Source organism: Pontibacter silvestris (assembly GCF_020907275.1).
Classification (GTDB): domain Bacteria; phylum Bacteroidota; class Bacteroidia; order Cytophagales; family Hymenobacteraceae; genus Pontibacter; species Pontibacter silvestris.
Genome location: NZ_JAJJWI010000009.1, coordinates 135,931 through 152,777, shown reverse-complemented (window position 1 = coordinate 152,777; position 16,847 = coordinate 135,931). Strand labels below are relative to the sequence as shown.

The window sequence follows — 16,847 nt, the reverse complement described above, 5'->3', positions numbered from 1 at the left end:
ACATTACTATCCGTTAATTTAACATTATTAATACTCTAACTCGTTCAGCAGGTTTGGCTTTTTAGCTGTATCCTTGAAAACAATTATTACTTTTGCACCATATAAAATATTAACAATATTATGCTCCGAACACATACTTGCGGCGATCTACGAATAGACAACGTAGGCGAAGAGGTTATTCTGACAGGTTGGGTACAGCGACTGCGCGATAAAGGTGGTATGCTGTGGATTGACCTGCGTGACCGCTATGGAATCACACAGTTAAATTTTGAAGAAGGCCACACTGATCAGACAGTGCTGGATGCAGCACGTAACCTGGGCCGTGAATATGTAATAAAAGCTACTGGTAAAGTAATTGAGCGTTTTTCCAAGAACGACAAAATACCTACCGGCGACATTGAGGTGAAAGTAACTGCACTGGAAGTCCTGAATCCAGCTAAACTACCTCCTTTCTTAATCGAGGATGAAACAGATGGCGGTGATGACCTGCGTATGAAGTACCGTTACCTGGACCTGCGCCGTACGCCAGTGCGTAAAAACTTAGAGCTTCGCCACCGTATGATGCGTGAGACACGCAATTACCTGGATGGCCTGAACTTCATAGAGGTGGAAACGCCTGTACTTATAAAGTCTACACCTGAAGGAGCTCGTGACTTTGTGGTACCCAGCCGCATGAACCCTGGTGAGTTTTATGCCCTGCCACAGTCACCACAGACATTTAAGCAGCTACTAATGGTGTCTGGCTTCGACAGGTATTTTCAGATTGTGAAATGTTTCCGCGACGAAGACCTTCGCGCTGACCGCCAGCCTGAATTTACGCAGATTGACTGCGAGATGGCTTTTATTACGCAGGAAGATATTCTGAATACCTTTGAAGGTTTTATCCGCCACCTGTTTAAGGAAGTTAAAGGTGTTACCATAGAGGAACTGCCACGCATGACTTATGCCGATGCTATGAAGCTTTATGGTTCTGATAAACCGGATACACGTTTCGGAATGCAGTTTGTGGAGCTGAACGACGTAGTAAAGAACAAAGGTTTTAAGGTGTTTGATGATGCTGAGCTAGTAGTAGGTATCAATGCAAAAGGAGCAGCAGGCTATACCCGTAAGCAAATCGACGAGTTGACTAACTTTGTAAAACGCCCACAAGTAGGTGCTACAGGTTTGGTTTATGCACGTGTGCAGGAAGATGGAAGTGTAAAATCATCAGTAGATAAGTTCTATTCTCCAGAAGACTTGCAGGCATGGGCAACAGCCCTTAACGCAGCGCCTGGAGACCTGATACTGGTATTAGCTGGTGCAGCGGATAAAACACGTAAGGCATTAAATGAACTGCGCCTGGAAATGGGTGAGCAATTAGGCCTGCGCGATAAGAATGTTTTCTCTCCGCTTTGGGTGGTAGACTTCCCGTTATTGGAATGGGACGAAGAAACAAACCGCTATCACGCAATGCACCACCCATTCACTTCGCCTAAGCCTGAAGATTTAGCTTTAATTAAGACAGACCCAGGAGCTATTCGTGCCAATGCCTACGATATGGTGATAAACGGTGTCGAAGTAGGTGGTGGTTCTATCCGTATCTACGACAGAGAATTGCAAGCGCAGATGTTTGGGTTACTAGGTTTCACGCCGGAAGAAGCACAAAATCAGTTCGGCTTCCTGATGAATGCCTTTGAATATGGAGCTCCTCCGCATGGTGGTATTGCTTTCGGGTTTGACAGGCTTTGCTCATTATTCGGTGGTGCCGATTCTATCCGTGACTTTATCGCATTCCCTAAAAACAACTCAGGGCGTGACGTGATGATAGACGCTCCTTCTCCGATAGCAAACGTGCAGTTGGAAGAACTCTCTATTGATGTAAAGAAGAAGGCATAATATTGATAGTGCTACAAAAAAAAAGCTCCTGTTACTAATGTAGCAGGAGCTTTTTTTATATATGGTGAGTAGGTACTAGATCAGGTCGCTTACCAGAGCAGGGGCTATGCCTAAGAGAATGGTCAGTGCCGAAATAAGCATCAGCATGAAAGTTGTAAAGCTGTTGACCTGTACTTTTTCATAGTTCCCTGCAGGATGCATGTACATGGCTACGACAACTTTAAAGTAATAGTAAATACCAACAGCAGCCATAAGAACGGCTACAACTACTAACCACATCAGGCCGGAAGCTTCTACCACAGCAGCGAAAACAAAGAACTTACCAAAGAAGCCAGCCGTGAGTGGTATGCCTGCCAGCGAACACATAGATACCGTCATGGCAAAGGCTAGCAAAGGGTTCGTTTTGCCCAGACCTGCAAAGCCTTCAAAGGTTTCGTCTCCACGTTGGTCAGATACTAACTTCATAACGCCGAAAGCGGCTACTGTTGCAATAGAATATGCAAAGGAGTAAAACAAGATAGATGAATCCGAACGCTCATTAAAAGCAATAAGCGACATAAGCAGATAACCGGCGTGCGAGATACTGGAATAAGCCAGCATACGCTTTGCACTCCTTTGCACTACGGCACCAATGTTTCCAACTACCAACGTGAGCACTGTAATTGCAATTAGTGTTGGAAACCAGGTAGCGTAAGAAGCTGCAAAAGCAGCCACCATTAATTTATAAAAGGCAGCTACACCAGCCGTTTTAACCACCGTTGACATAAAAGAGGTGAACAGGGTAGGTGTGCCTTCATACACATCAGGTGTCCAGAAGTGGAAAGGAGCAGCAGATATTTTAAAGGAGATACCAATTACCACCAGTAACAGGCCGAGCACGAACATGGTATTCATTACCCCATCGTTCATAGCTTGAGTAGTGCCAATCTCTGTAACGTTAAATGTGCCTGTAGCTCCATAAATCAGCACAATGCCAAACAGCAATATACCTGTAAAGAAAGCTCCCATCAGGAAGTATTTTAAGGCAGCTTCGTTAGACCGTAAACTTCTTTTATCGCTACCAGCCAGTATATACATGGCAATGGAAAGGATTTCAATCCCTACAAAGAGCATGAGCATGTTCTCATAACTTACCATCATAATGGCGCCAACCAAAGCAAAGAGCAACAGCGAGTAAAATTCTGCCAGGTTCTGGTCATCCTCCTGTAAGTAGTGTTGTGAAAAGGGCAGGATCAGGAGTGTAGAGAGCGTCATAATGCCTGTAAATGCCACCGCATAGTTGTCTATGGTGAGCATGTTGTTGAAATAAGTCTGGGTATTGTTCCAGCCAATAAGGTTTACGCCAAACACTACAACCAGAAACAGCAAAGCGAGCGGCAGTAATATTCGCTTTGACTTTAAAAAGCCGATAAAAAGATTAGCAATGCCAAAAACCGATAGAAGTATGATCGAAGTCATGTCGTCGTATTTCCTATAAAACTCTTATTATTATCTCTGACTTATCGATTAATGATGTTCAGCAGGTTACCTACAGCAGGTTCTGAAATACTAAGGAAGGTATTGGGGAACAAGCCAATCCAAAACACCATAATCACCAGCGGTATCAGCACTGCTTTTTCATTCAGTGTCAGGTCCGTAAAGTTATCGGTGTTTGCAGTTTTTGTTCCGAACATAACTCCCTGGAACATACGCAACATGTAAACAGCACCTAGTATGATGGTAAGACCAGCAATGCCTCCAAACCAGTTGTTATATTGGAACACCCCCGACAGCAAGAGGAATTCTCCTACAAAGCCGTTAGTAAGCGGTAAGGCAATGGACCCTAACATTAATATCATAAAGAAGATTGAAAGCGCCGGAGTGGTTTGCGTAATGCCACCCAGGTTGTTGATTTCTCTGGTCTGGGTTCGGCTGAAGATAATGTCAATAATAAAGAATAAACCAACTACATTAATACCATGGCTCAGCATCTGAATAACCCCTCCCTGTAAGCCTTGTTCATTTAAGGTAAATATGCCAGCGGCAATAAGGCCAACGTGTGCAAAAGATGAATAAGCAATCAGGCGCTTCAGGTCATGCTGGCGTATAGCAATAACGGAGCCGTAAACAATACCAATAATAGCCAGTATCAGCACTAGTTCATCCCACTGGCTTACACCTAGCGGCACGACAGGTAGTAACCAGCGAATGACACCGTAAATACCCATCTTTAGCATAATACCAGCTAGCAGCATACTTGCCTGGGGAGGTGATTCTGTATAAGTATCCGGTTGCCAGGTGTGAAACGGGAAAACAGGCATTTTAATAGCAAAGGCTACAAACAGAAACCAGAATATCCAACTTTGTGTAGCAGCATCTAAGGGCAACTGATAAAAAGTATTTACATCGGAGGAGTGGCTACCGGGTGTCTGGAAGTACAGGTATACAAAAGCAGCCAGCATAAACAGAGAGCCGAAGATGGTGTATACAAAGAACTTAAAGGTAACAGGCACACGGTTGGCACCTCCCCAGATAGCAGCGATAAAATATACCGGAATAAGCGCCACCTCCCAGAAAAAGTAAAACAAGAAAGCATCTAAAGCTACAAAAACCCCGATCAGGCCTGTTTGCATAAAAAGGATCAGCGCGTAAAAGACATTAGGGCTTCTGTATTCATGTTTAAAAGAGGAAAGGACGATTAGCGGTATCAGGAAAGTAGTTAGCAATACCATTAGTAGGCTGATGCCATCCATGCCGATACTAAAGCGTATGCCAGCGCTTTCTATCCAAGGTAAGTTTAGGGCAAACTGAGCATGAGCACTTAGGGTATCAAAACCTGAAACAGCAAACAGCGCAAAGGCAAACTCTACCAAGGCAGCTACAAATGCTACTGTTTTGGCTCCCTTTCCTTTTATAAGGAGAACCAGTATGCCAGCTAGGGCGGGCCAGAAAAGTAATAAAGCTGTCATCATTTTACCTTATCAGATAAAGAAGTTTAAAAACAGAATAAGCACAATACTGAACACCATCATCATGACATAAAAACCTATAGCACCACTTTGAGCATAGCGCATTGTGCGGCCACTAACCATCACAAACTTGCCGAGGCCATTCACAATGCCGTCTACCACTATGGTATCAAGTACTTTATAAAAGATAGAAGACAACCACATAAGGGGAAGCACAAACAGCGTGTTGTAAATTTCGTCGATATAGTATTTGTGGTAGATAAGATTGTGAACAGGAGACAGACGCTGGTCTTCTGATGCAGGTACTGTTCTTTTGCTAATATACATGACATAAGCTATAATAATAGCTATAACAGCCACACCTACCGAAACAGCCATTAGCAGGTATTCTGTGGCATGGTCTAGTTGTACAGGTTCTATGGCTGGTCCGTTAGCGCGGCGTGCAAAGTTGAAAATAGGGGAAAGGTAATTGCCTAATACATGTTCAGCACCAAATATTTCCGGCATCCCGATGAAACCTCCAACAGTAGAAAGTATGGCCAGTATAACTAATGGGGCTGTCATTGAAGCAGGTGATTCGTGGAGGTGAGAGCGCTGTGCATCTGTACCTCTAAACTCCCCAAAGAAAGTCAGGAATAACAGGCGGAACATATAAAAAGCTGTCATAAATGAGGTTATTACCCCTAGTGCCCACATTATTTTATTATGATGGTAGGTGTAAGCCAGTAGTTCGTCTTTAGAGAAAAAACCTGCAAAGGGCGGAATGCCAGAAATTGCCAGTGTACCGATCAGGAAGGTGATGAACGTAATGGGCAAAGCTTTGCGCAGGCCGCCCATGTAGCGGATGTCCTGCTCATTACTCATCGCATGAATCACGCTGCCTGCTCCTAAGAACAGAAGCGCCTTAAAGAAGGCATGTGTAAGTACGTGAAAAATAGAAGATGAGAAAGCCATTACCCCTAATGCCAGGAACATATAACCGAGTTGGCTAACGGTAGAGTAAGCCAACACTTTTTTAATATCGTTTTGTGCCAGGCCTATGGTAGCTGCCACTAAAGCAGTGGCTACGCCAATTATAGCTATTATTTCAAGCGTGGTAGGAGCTAGTACATACAGTACATTAGAGCGCAGTACCATGTAAATACCAGCTGTAACCATAGTTGCCGCATGAATAAGGGCAGAAACCGGAGTAGGACCGGCCATGGCATCGGGCAACCACGTAAACAGCGGAATTTGAGCGCTTTTACCCATGGCACCGACAAACAGCAGCAGCGTGATTGTAATCATTACAGGTGTATCAACGCCAGTATAGTTGCTGGCTTCCAGGAAAACCTGCTGATAGCTGACACTGCCAAAGGTGATAAAGATAAGGAAGATACCAAGTAAGAACCCCAGGTCGCCGATGCGGTTCATTATAAAGGCTTTCTTGGCGGCATTATTATAACTTGTATTTGTGTTCCAGAAACCAATTAGCAGGTAAGAGCAAAGGCCGACACCCTCCCAGCCGACAAACATCAGTACATAGTTAGAGCCCATTACGAGTAGCAGCATCGAGAACATGAACAAGTTCAGAAAGGCAAAGAACTTACCAAAGCCTTCGTCATGGTTCATGTAGCCTGCCGAGTACACATGAATCAGGAAACCGATGCCTGTTACCATTAGCAGCATCAGTAGCGTTAGCTGGTCTATCAGAAATGTGAATCCTATTTCCAGTGTGCCTACCGATATCCAGTTGTAAAAGTCGGCTATATACGGTTGGCTGCCATTGGCGGTAAAGTCGAAGAAAAGGTAAACTGCTATCAGAAAAGAGGCCAGTACTGTACTGCAGCCAACAATTCTGACTATTCCTTTGGAGAGCTTTCGGTTACCTAGTCCGTTTAGGATAAACCCAAGCAAAGGCAGGAGCGGAATTAACAAACACAGCAGTGCCATTTCTTGCTTGTTGATGGGCATTACTATTTCTTGCATTCTAAGTATAGTTAAATTTAAGCTTATTCTTAACGAAACTTATAGGCTACCACTTCAGGTAGTTTAGCAACTGCACATCTGTAGAGCGGATGTTGCGATAGGTCATAACAATAATGGCCAGCCCAACGCACACCTCTGCCGCTGCCACAGCCATAATAAAAAACACGAAAACCTGCCCATTAGCGTCTGCTCTATAAGAGGCAAACGCTGTTAAGAGCAAATTTACAGCGTTTAGCATCAGTTCCACGCACATAAAAACAACAATAGCATTACGCCTTGTAAGCACACCAATTACACCAATAGCAAAAAGAGCTGTGCTAAAAAATAAGTAATAATTAAGCGGAATTGTTCTGATGACTTCTGGTATCTGATTCATATAGGTGGACTTGGGAAATATATTCTGATATAAGGTTTCGCTAACACTTATTCGTAAAGTTATTCCAATTTTTGACAATACATAATATTTCTAATATAATTACCGCCTTTTATAGAAGAAACAGGCTGTTGCTGCAGTTATGGGTTTAACAGGAGCGTAAAGAACCAGTCCATATTTACATATAGCTTATACTTTACTGTCTGTACTTCGTAAGATTTCTGAACTCCTGTAGTTTATCTGAGAAAAGCCGTTTTTGAATGATGATCTCACGACAGGAGCTTACTGCCAAGCTACGCCTGATTATATGACACAATTAAAAACTACATTTTTACTTCTTTTTGTTGTTGCGCTGCTTGCTTTTTCTTGCCAGCAAGGTGAACATACTGCCAGTGGTGCAACTTCAGTACAAACTAAACCGGCTATGAGTAGAGGAAACGCTTTTATTGAAAAGAAAATATTCTTTGAGAACTTACCATCTGCTTCCGGCTTAGAGTCTACCTTTCCTGACAGCTATTATGTATTAGGAGACGATTCCCCCTTTCTGTACCGTTTAGATTCAAGCTACACACTTGCTGAACAGTATCCTTTATTTTCTACTGAAAACTTTACAGGCGGAAGAATACCTAAAGCTTTAAAGCCAGACCTGGAGTGCATGGCTCAGTTTAAGTACAGAGGAGAAAATTACTTGTTTATGCTTGGCTCTGGTTCAACTGAAGCTCGTTATAAGGGCTTTGCTGTGAACCTTGATCGCCAGTATGAAGTAACGGAGCTAGAGCTAAATACACTGTATGCTTTTCTGAAGCAGGTTACCAGTAGAAACAAAAATGAGCAGCTAAACCTGGAGGGGCTTGCCATGGATAACAAGCATGTTTATCTGCTCCAGAGGTCATTAAGCTCGGTTGGCAATGTGTTGTTTCGCTTCGAGACAGACAGCTTTATCTCTTACCTGATGGAATCACAGGCGTTGCCTGCCGCTTCAGTTTTTTATTTTAGCCTACCACAGTTAGACCAATATACTTCTGGCTTCTCCGGGGCTTATGTGTTCCATAACTACCTCTTCTTTACTGCCTCTGTAGAAGGCACTACAAACGTAGTAGACGACGGAGAAATGCTCGGTAGCTACCTCGGCTATATAGAACTGGAAGATTTTGATCTTGCCACCAGTCCTGATAAGCCTTTAAACGCAACTGCCTTTCCTCTGAAATATAAAGACGGTACTTCTTATAAAGGCAAAGCGGAGTCGCTGGTAATAGATTATGTAGACAAGCAGTGGAATTACAAAGCTGTGGTTGTGTCTGACGATGATTTAGGCCATTCAGAGTTGCTGGAGGTATTGGTAAAAGTAAAGTAGGCCCGGTGTATGGGCTACTTTATCTTTTAAAAATGCTGCTCTCCTGCTTCTTTCTTACCTAACATAACTGCACCCACCATCGCTACTAAAAATAGAATAGAGGCAAGCTCAAAAGGTAAGAGGTAGTCACGGAACAGTACAGATCCTAAACTCTCTACCATACCTGTCTGCGATGTATAGGTGTCAGGGTTGTAGCCCACTACATCAGCATCTTTCAGTGCTGCAATCATTACAACAAACAACAAACCTCCAGCTATAGTACCTGCTACTTTGCTCATGGTAGAGGTTTTGATGGTCTCTTTCTCTTTGCCCATGTTAAGGAACATGATCACGAAAAGGAATAAAACCATAATGGCTCCTGCATACACAATAATGTTAACTGCTGCCAAAAACTGCGCATTTAACAGAATGTAGTGACCTGATATAGTGAAGAACGTAATAATCAGGAATAAGACGCTATGTACCGGATTCTTTGAAATAACCACCATCAGGGCGCAAAGCAGTGTAAGCGAAGAAAGGAAATAAAACAGGTTCTCTGTCATCGGAGTTATTTTGTTTCAGTTGCCTTTAAAGGCTCTACCAAACGGTCTTTGCCATAAATAAACTCAGCACGTTCGTAACGGGCCGGTGCAATTTTATCGTCTTGTAAAAAAATAGCTGCTTTAGGGCATGCTTCCTCGCAAAGTCCGCAGAAAATACAGCGAAGCATGTTTACCTCGTAAGTAACGGCGTACTTCTCCTCCCGGTATAGATTCTCTTCGCCGCTTTTTCTTTCACCAGCTGTCATTGTAATAGCTTCAGCCGGGCAGGCAACTGCGCATAAGCCACAGGCCGTACAACGTTCACGCCCTTGCTCATCGCGTTTCAGTACATGCAAGCCTCGCCAGACATCACTGCGTGGGCGAATTTCTTCCGGATACTGTATCGTTGCTTTCTTCGTTTTGAAGAAGTGTTTTAACGTAATAGAAAGGCCTTGCGTAATAGCTGGAATGTACATCTTCTCTGACAATGTCATCTCCTGCTTTTCAATTTTCTTTCTTCTGTTGGTTAGTGGTTCCATTTCTTTCTTAATTTAAGTACTGCCTTTCAGTCTTCACTTTCTCAATACCTGGCAATACTGTTTAAAATAAGTTTTCTTTCAGCAGGATACCGCCGCCTGTCAGGATGATGTTCAGGATAGAAAGCGGAATCAAGATTTGCCAGCCTAACTTCATTAATTGGTCGTAACGGAAGCGTGGCAGCGTCCAGCGAACCCACATAAAGAAGAAGATAAAGAAGAAGATTTTGGCAAACATCACGACTAAGCCTACTATAGTAACCACATTGTTAGCTGTAACCGGATCATCGATGGCAGCACGTAGGTTTTCCATAAAGGGGAAGTTATAAGCGCCAAAGTACAGCGTGGCCATCACTGCTGAAGCTACAAATATGTTGATATATTCTGCAAACAGATATAACCCCAGTTTCATGGAACTGAATTCGGTGTGGTAGCCACCTATTAGTTCTGTCTCACACTCCGGCAAGTCAAAAGGTGCCCGGTTGGTTTCGGCAAAAGCGCATACTAAAAAGATAAGGAAGCCAAGTGGCTGATACCAAATATTCCAGTTAAACCCTACCTGTTGTGCCGCTATCTCTCTTAAAGACAAGGAACCTGAAATCATCAGAATAGCAATGATAGCAAGTCCCATAGCCAATTCATAGCTGATGTTTTGCGAAGCAGCACGAATAGCGCCTAGTAAAGAAAATTTATTGTTAGAGGCCCAACCTCCGATCATCAAACCATAAACACCCAAAGAAACTACGCCAAACACGTACAGCATCCCGATGTTTACTTCAATAGCCTGCAGGTATACTTCTCTGCCGCCGACTAACAACATATCACCAAAAGGAATGACAGCACTGGACATACAGGCAATAAGCATGGCGATGCCCGGACCTAATATGAACAAGGCTCTGTTTGAATTAGCAGGAATAAACTCTTCTTTAAAGAACATTTTGCCTGCATCGGCTAATGGTTGCAGCAAACCAAAAGGACCAGCTCTGTTCGGACCGATACGGTCTTGTATAAAAGCAGCTACTTTACGTTCTGCATAAGTAGAGTAAGTGGCAATCAAAAGCGTAACGCCGAAGATGGACAGGATGTATATCGCTTTATAAATTAGGTCTACAGGCTCCATAGCTTAGTTTTTTTGCAGGCTTGTTCTAATAGATTTAGGCAGGTTTGGTACTATCGGCACATTTACCACAGGTAACTCGTAATGGTTTGCAGAAATAACCGAACCTCTGTCTATGTGGCGAGGGCCTTCAATAGTCCAGTCGCTCATTTCTTTTTTGTCAAAGCGGCAGGTGTTGCATATAAATTCCTCTACCTCGTTATACTTGTCTTTGCGGGCAGTTACACGCAGTACCTGGTTGCCACGCGTCCAGAGTGACACTTTTCCGCTGCAGGTAGGGCAGTTGCGGTGCGCGTCTAATGGTTTGGTAAACCACACACGGTTTTTAAAGCGGAAGGTTTTATCTGTCAGGGCTCCTACCGGGCAAACATCAATCACATTGCCTGAGAAATCCTGATCGACTACGTTTTCAATGTAAGTGCCTATTTCAGCGGTATCACCACGACCTAATACACCATGCACGCGCTTACCGGCAATCTGATCAGCGGTATAAACACAGCGGTAGCAGAGAATGCATCGGGTCATGTGCAACTGTATATAAGGACCAAGGTCTACTTTATTGAACGTGCGTCTTTCTTCTTCATAGCGGGTGGCACTGACACCATGCTCAAAAGAAAGGTCCTGCAGGTTGCATTCGCCAGCCTGGTCGCATACAGGGCAATCCAGCGGGTGGTTGATCAGTAGCATTTCCACAATACCCTTGCGGGCGGTCAAAACATTTTCGTTTGTGGAGTTTTCTACCACCATACCATCCTGTACCTGTGTGATGCAGGAGGCCACGAGCTTAGGCATAGGGCGCGGATCTTTCGTAGAGCCTTGTGTTACCTTAACCAGGCACACACGGCACTTGCCACCACTGCCTTTCAACGGTCCGTAATAACACATGGCAGGTGGCACCACATGGCCTCCTATTTTTCGGGCAGCCTGTAAGATGGTGCTACCATCTTCTACCTCTATCTCAACGCCGTCTATTGTTACTTTAGCCATTATTCCGTTATTCGTTTGTTGTTGTTTGTTTCTTGCAAGATAGCAGGACCTCAAACCTTTACACTGTAAATTAGGAGCTTTCTCTATTCCTTGAGACGCTTTGGTTTAATCATTCTCTCCTTGTCAAGGCGGGGAATTTATTGCCTCTGCTTATATTTTAAATTCAGATAATCAAAAGCAAGGTCTAAGATCTAGCGTCAAATATTTTTAAACTTCTACTGTCGTAAGCTGGCCTCTATATACAGCACCCTGGGCTGTGGCTTCTTTCGGGTACCTGATATGCCACTCAAACTCATCGCGGAAATGACGGATAGCAGCGGCTACGGGCCAGGCTGCCGCGTCGCCTAATGGGCAGATCGTGTTGCCCTCTATCTGCTTGGCGACACTTACCAGCAAGTCAATGTCCTGCTGATGCCCATGGCCATGTTCGATGCGGTGCAGTACTTTTTCCATCCAGCCTGTTCCTTCGCGGCACGGGCTGCATTGGCCGCAGGATTCATGATGATAGAAGCGGGCATAGTTCCACGTATTACGCACTATGCACTGTTCTTCATCAAAGACAATAAAAGCACCCGAACCCATCATAGAGCCTGTCACAAAACCACCTTCTGAAAGAGACTCGTAAGACATCAGGCGATGCTCACCGGCAGCTGTTTTTAAGATAAGCTCCTTAGGCAAAATAGGAACAGAGCTACCACCCGGAACAACTGCTTTCAACTCCCTTCCTTTCCAGATGCCACCGCAGTATTCATCAGAATAAATAAACTCCTCTACCGGAACACCCAGCTCAATTTCGTAAACGCCAGGGTTATTAATGTTGCCACTGGCAGATATCATCTTAGTGCCTGTACTGCGGCCTACTCCTATTTTGGCGTATTCTGCCCCTGTGTTATTCACAATCCAGGGCACAGATGAGATAGTCTCGACATTGTTCACCACAGTAGGGCTGGCAAACAGACCTTTTACTGCCGGGAAAGGAGGCTTATTACGTGGGTTACCGCGTTTACCTTCTAAAGACTCCAGCAAAGCGGTTTCCTCACCACATATATAAGCGCCACCACCAGGGTGTACATGCAGGTCAAGGTCATAGCCTGAACCTAATATGTTTTTGCCCAGCAAACCCGCTGCATAGGCTTCTGCAATGGCTTTTTCCAAAATGCGCAGAATAAACATCAGTTCACCCCGTATGTAGATATAGGAAGTATTGGCGCCCAGAGCATAACTGGACGTGATCATCCCTTCTATTAACGAGTGTGGCGTACGCTCCATAAAGTAGCGATCCTTGAAAGTGCCTGGTTCTGACTCATCGGCATTACAAACCAAGTAGCGTGGCACACCTTCTGGTTTAGCCAAAAAGCTCCACTTCATACCGGCAGGAAAGCCTGCACCACCACGACCTCGCAAACCAGCTGTTTTTACTTCCTCCACAACTTCTTCTGGTGTCATTGTTTTAAGGGCTTTCTCTACAGAGCGATAACCGCCATGTTTTCGATAGACCTCCAGTTTCTCAATACCAAGTACGTTTATGTGTTCGGTCAATATTTTAATTCCCATAAAGCAGGATGTCTTTCTAGGTTAACAGTAGCTTTTGTTATAGCCCTTGGGCTTTATGCTGATAAATTGCCTTGTGAAATGGTGTTTCTACTTCCGATTGGCGCATCATTTCAAGAAAAGCATCTACACGTTCTTCACTATCCAAGTTCTCATAGTACTTCTCCCGCACCTGTAGCATCGGGCCTGTTCCACATGAAGCCAGGCATTCAACTGTTTTCAAAGTAAACATGCCATCTGCTGTGGTTTCGCCCTCTGTAATATTCAGCTTCTGCTTTAGCGTCTCAATCATCTGGTCGGCTCCGCGCAGACAACAAGGGCCTGTGCGGCAAACTTCCAGTACATGCCTGCCTACTGGTTTCAGGTTAAACATGGTATAAAAAGTGGCTACTTCATATACTTCAATGGGAGTAATGTTAAGCAGCTCGGCGACTTTGTCCATCACTTCCGGGCTTACCCAACCACCAAATTCTGCTTGTGCAATATGTAGTACAGGAAGAATAGCAGATTTCTGCCACCCCTCCGGATAATGACTGACATAACGCTGAATGTCGGCCATAGCCGCATCAGAAAACTTTACTTCGTTTGTAGTCTCTGCCATCTTGTGCGTTTATCCGTTAATAATAATCTATGACTGATAATGGTTGTTCTAATTAATGATATTAGGCGTCCAGTTCCCCAGCAATTACATTCAAACTACTTAAGGTCAGGATAGCATCAGAAAGGTTACTGCCCTTGATAAGCTCACCGTAAGCCTGATAATAAATGAAGCAAGGTCTGCGGAAGTGCAGCCTGTATGGAGAGCGGCCACCGTCGCTGATAAGGTAGAAGCCAAGCTCACCGTTACCACCTTCTACAGAATGGTACACCTCACCAGCAGGTGCATCTATTTCTCCCATTACAATTTTAAAGTGATAGATCAGCGCCTCCATATTGCGGTACACTTCCTGCTTAGGCGGAAGGTAGTAATGTGGCGCATCGGCGTGGTAAGACCCTTCCGGTAAGTTGTTGACAGCCTGCTCTACAATACGCACGCTCTGCCATACTTCTTCGTTCCGTACCCGAAAGCGATCATAAATATCTCCTTTCGTACCGACTGGTATATCAAACTCAAAGTCTTCGTAAGAAGAGTAGGGGTTCATGACTCGTGCATCGTAATCGACGCCGGCAGCACGCAGGTTAGGACCTGTAAAACCATAGTTAAGGGCACGCTCGGCAGAAATGCCTCCTACACCTTCTGTTCTGTCTATAAAAATGCGGTTACGGTTCAGCATCCTTTCAAACTCGGCAAATACTTTAGGGAAGTCTTTCAGAAACTCCTTTATCAAACTGATTGCCCTAGGTGAAAGGTCGCGTTCCATGCCCCCGATACGCCCCATGTTCGTAGTCAGGCGGGCTCCGCAAACTTCTTCGTAAATATCATATATCTTTTCGCGGTACTGCATCACGTACAGGAAACCAGTTAGGGCACCAGAGTCTACACCAATTACACCATTACAGATCAGGTGGTCGGCAATGCGGGCCAGTTCCATCATAATCACCCTAATATATTGTGCCCGCTTTGGTACCGTAATGCCTAACAGTTTTTCTACTGTCATATGATAGCCCATGTTATTGATGGGAGAAGAGCAGTAGTTCATGCGGTCGGTGAGCGGCGTGATCTGGTAAAACGGACGACGCTCAGCAATTTTTTCAAAAGCCCGGTGGATATATCCGATAGTGGCTTCAGAAGAAACAATCTTCTCACCATCCATCTGGAGTATGTTCTGGAAAATACCATGCGTTGCCGGGTGTGTTGGGCCTAGGTTTAGCGTGGTCAGCTGTTTTTCCTGCTCGTCTTGCCGTTTAAGCTCCTGAGCCCCGCGAACCTTTTGAGGTCTGTCCAGCTCAGCTTGTTTTGTTTCAGTCTCCATTGTAGTAGGGTTGCCGGGTGATTTCTATCTATTAGCAGGATGCTTAACGTCCGAAGTATGTGTCCACTTTATCTTCCCTTGTCTGGTCTTCCAGAGGGTACTGCTTCAGCATTGGGTGGTACTCCATATCCTCCACATTAAGAATACGGATAAGGTTAGGGTGCCCTGTAAACTGAATGCCGTAGAAGTCAAAAGCCTCCCGTTCCATCCAGTTAGCTGTAGCGTAAAGCTTAGTTAGGGTAGGCATTACAGGATCTGTTGCAGGAAGCGCAACCTTAATGCGGATGCGGTAGTTATGGCGTAGGCTGTGTAACTGGTACATCACACAAAGCTCCCTGTCTTTCTGTTCCGGATAATGAATGCCACATAAGGTAGTCAGAAAACGGATTTGCAGTTCCTCGTCGTTGTGTAGGTATTGTATTAGTTCCACAACCGACTCTCTGTTGGTAAAGATGGTCATAATGCCATCCGGGGTGTAAGCACCCCAGATGGCATCCTCGCCAAACTGTACAGTTATTTTGTCAAGCACGTAATCATTCGTGAGTGTCATGCTGCTTATTTTATGTTATAAGAGTCTAACAAAGCCTGGTATTCTGGTGTATTGCGGCGGCGTAATGATTCGTTCCTTGCTAAATCCTGCACACGCATGAGCCCTTCCAGTATCTGTTCTGGGCGCGGTGGGCAGCCTGGTACATAAACATCTACAGGCACTATACGGTCTATGCCCTGCAGCACAGAATAGGTATCGAATATTCCTCCAGAGGAGGCACAGGCGCCAACAGCTATTACCCACCTCGGCTCGGCCATTTGCTCGTATACCTGTTTTACTATAGGCCCCATTTTCTTGGCAATTGTTCCCATTACCATCAATACATCTGCCTGGCGGGGCGAAAAGCTCATCCGCTCCGAACCAAAACGGGAAATATCATAATTAGCTCCCATCGTAGCCATGTATTCGATACCACAGCAGGAAGTAGCAAAAGGCAGGGGCCAAAGTGAGTTGGCACGAGCCAGTCCAATTACTTTCTCTAAGGAAGTCGCAAAGAATCCTGCTCCTGAATAACCTTCAGGAGCATCCACCATTTTTATAGCCTTATTTGAATTACTCATACCAAAATCCTTTAACTGCTAAGATAGTAATTTTCTTGTTCTAACGAACAATCGCTAGCTATTAAAAGTTTAAAGTTTATTCCCACTTCAGAATTCCCTTCTTTAGTATATAGAAGAAACCTGCCAGTAATAAGCCCATAAAAACGAGCATTTGTAAAAATCCTTCTAAACCAAAGCTCCTGAAGTTTACAGCCCATGGGTAAAGGAAGATAATTTCCACATCAAATAGCACAAAGAGAATGGCTGTCATAAAGTACTTATATGAGATAGGAGTGCGTGCATCACCAACAGGTTCTACACCACATTCCCAAGCATGGTCTTTCACCTTGCTTCTGCGTTTTGGCCCAATCAGGTGCGTTACCAGTAGCGTTACCACTACAAACCCTAGGGCTGCTATAAACTGGATTAAAACGGGTAGGTAATCTGAGGGCACATACTGGTTAGCAGTTGGTTCCATAGGTTTGCTGAGTTTAAAATTTAATAGCTTAAATTAGCTGTAATTAATAATATTGAGAATAGGCAATGTATTTTGTATTTGATGTTTAGCCTTTGTTTTGCTAAAGAGCTACTGTGGTGTTGACTTTGTAAATAAAA

Annotated in this window: 16 protein-coding genes; 2 read left to right on the top strand and 14 right to left on the bottom strand. The window is 44.4% G+C overall.

The features are described from left to right. Positions 1 to 120 precede the first annotated feature (120 nt). Complete coding sequence (gene aspS, locus LN995_RS10330; protein WP_229960982.1) at positions 121 to 1,875, top strand: aspartate--tRNA ligase; 1,755 nt, start codon at positions 121 to 123, stop codon at positions 1,873 to 1,875. 75 nt (positions 1,876 to 1,950) lie between these two features. Here the strand turns inward: aspS and LN995_RS10325 are convergent, their stop codons facing one another. Genes LN995_RS10325 through nuoK form a run of 4 tightly spaced genes read right to left on the bottom strand, consistent with a single transcriptional unit; the run spans position 1,951 to position 7,167 of the window. Beyond that, positions 1,951 to 3,333 carry an NADH-quinone oxidoreductase subunit N gene (locus tag LN995_RS10325; RefSeq protein WP_229960980.1) on the bottom strand — a complete coding sequence of 461 codons (1,383 nt, stop codon included), beginning with the start codon at positions 3,331 to 3,333 and terminating at the stop codon, positions 1,951 to 1,953. 41 nt (positions 3,334 to 3,374) lie between these two features. Further along, a complete protein-coding gene (locus tag LN995_RS10320) occupies positions 3,375 to 4,826 on the bottom strand; it encodes a complex I subunit 4 family protein (protein WP_229960978.1) in 1,452 nt (483 codons plus the stop codon). Between the two features lie 9 nt (positions 4,827 to 4,835). Then, a complete protein-coding gene (nuoL, locus tag LN995_RS10315; protein ID WP_229960976.1) occupies positions 4,836 to 6,791 on the bottom strand; it encodes an NADH-quinone oxidoreductase subunit L in 1,956 nt (651 codons plus the stop codon). 46 nt (positions 6,792 to 6,837) lie between these two features. Then, on the bottom strand, positions 6,838 to 7,167 hold the full coding sequence (nuoK, locus tag LN995_RS10310) for an NADH-quinone oxidoreductase subunit NuoK (protein ID WP_229960974.1): 330 nt from the start codon (positions 7,165 to 7,167) through the stop codon (positions 6,838 to 6,840). Between the two features lie 304 nt (positions 7,168 to 7,471). Here nuoK and LN995_RS10305 point away from each other — a divergent pair, with 304 nt between their 5' ends. Next, positions 7,472 to 8,518, top strand: a complete 1,047-nt coding sequence (locus LN995_RS10305; protein ID WP_229960972.1) for a DUF6929 family protein — start codon at positions 7,472 to 7,474, stop codon at positions 8,516 to 8,518. A gap of 26 nt (positions 8,519 to 8,544) precedes the next feature. Here LN995_RS10305 and LN995_RS10300 read toward each other — a convergent pair whose 3' ends face one another. The 10 genes from LN995_RS10300 to LN995_RS10255 all read right to left on the bottom strand — a co-directional run bounded on the left by LN995_RS10300 (position 8,545) and on the right by LN995_RS10255 (position 16,710). Further along, the gene (locus tag LN995_RS10300; RefSeq protein ID WP_229960970.1) at positions 8,545 to 9,060 is read right to left on the bottom strand and encodes an NADH-quinone oxidoreductase subunit J family protein; all 516 of its coding nucleotides are present in this window, start codon (positions 9,058 to 9,060) and stop codon (positions 8,545 to 8,547) included. Positions 9,061 to 9,065: 5 nt separating this feature from the next. Continuing rightward, positions 9,066 to 9,578: a NuoI/complex I 23 kDa subunit family protein gene (locus LN995_RS10295; RefSeq protein WP_229960968.1), complete on the bottom strand. Its 513-nt coding sequence runs from the start codon at positions 9,576 to 9,578 to the stop codon at positions 9,066 to 9,068. 61 nt (positions 9,579 to 9,639) lie between these two features. Beyond that, complete coding sequence (gene nuoH, locus LN995_RS10290; protein WP_229960966.1) at positions 9,640 to 10,695, bottom strand: NADH-quinone oxidoreductase subunit NuoH; 1,056 nt, start codon at positions 10,693 to 10,695, stop codon at positions 9,640 to 9,642. Positions 10,696 to 10,698: 3 nt separating this feature from the next. Continuing rightward, a complete protein-coding gene (locus tag LN995_RS10285) occupies positions 10,699 to 11,679 on the bottom strand; it encodes a 2Fe-2S iron-sulfur cluster-binding protein (protein ID WP_229960964.1) in 981 nt (326 codons plus the stop codon). Positions 11,680 to 11,886: 207 nt separating this feature from the next. Continuing rightward, the gene (gene nuoF, locus LN995_RS10280) at positions 11,887 to 13,233 is read right to left on the bottom strand and encodes an NADH-quinone oxidoreductase subunit NuoF (protein ID WP_229960962.1); all 1,347 of its coding nucleotides are present in this window, start codon (positions 13,231 to 13,233) and stop codon (positions 11,887 to 11,889) included. A 37-nt stretch (positions 13,234 to 13,270) separates the two neighbouring features. Next, positions 13,271 to 13,831 (bottom strand): NADH-quinone oxidoreductase subunit NuoE family protein, encoded by a 561-nt coding sequence (locus LN995_RS10275; RefSeq protein WP_229960960.1) that lies wholly within the window; start codon positions 13,829 to 13,831, stop codon positions 13,271 to 13,273. A gap of 61 nt (positions 13,832 to 13,892) precedes the next feature. Further along, on the bottom strand, positions 13,893 to 15,143 hold the full coding sequence (nuoD, locus tag LN995_RS10270) for an NADH dehydrogenase (quinone) subunit D (RefSeq protein ID WP_229960958.1): 1,251 nt from the start codon (positions 15,141 to 15,143) through the stop codon (positions 13,893 to 13,895). A gap of 43 nt (positions 15,144 to 15,186) precedes the next feature. Beyond that, positions 15,187 to 15,693: an NADH-quinone oxidoreductase subunit C gene (locus tag LN995_RS10265; protein ID WP_229960957.1), complete on the bottom strand. Its 507-nt coding sequence runs from the start codon at positions 15,691 to 15,693 to the stop codon at positions 15,187 to 15,189. A 5-nt stretch (positions 15,694 to 15,698) separates the two neighbouring features. Then, positions 15,699 to 16,253 (bottom strand): NADH-quinone oxidoreductase subunit B, encoded by a 555-nt coding sequence (locus tag LN995_RS10260; protein WP_317206943.1) that lies wholly within the window; start codon positions 16,251 to 16,253, stop codon positions 15,699 to 15,701. Positions 16,254 to 16,329: 76 nt separating this feature from the next. Continuing rightward, positions 16,330 to 16,710 (bottom strand): NADH-quinone oxidoreductase subunit A, encoded by a 381-nt coding sequence (locus LN995_RS10255; protein WP_229960955.1) that lies wholly within the window; start codon positions 16,708 to 16,710, stop codon positions 16,330 to 16,332. Positions 16,711 to 16,847: the final 137 nt, after the last annotated feature.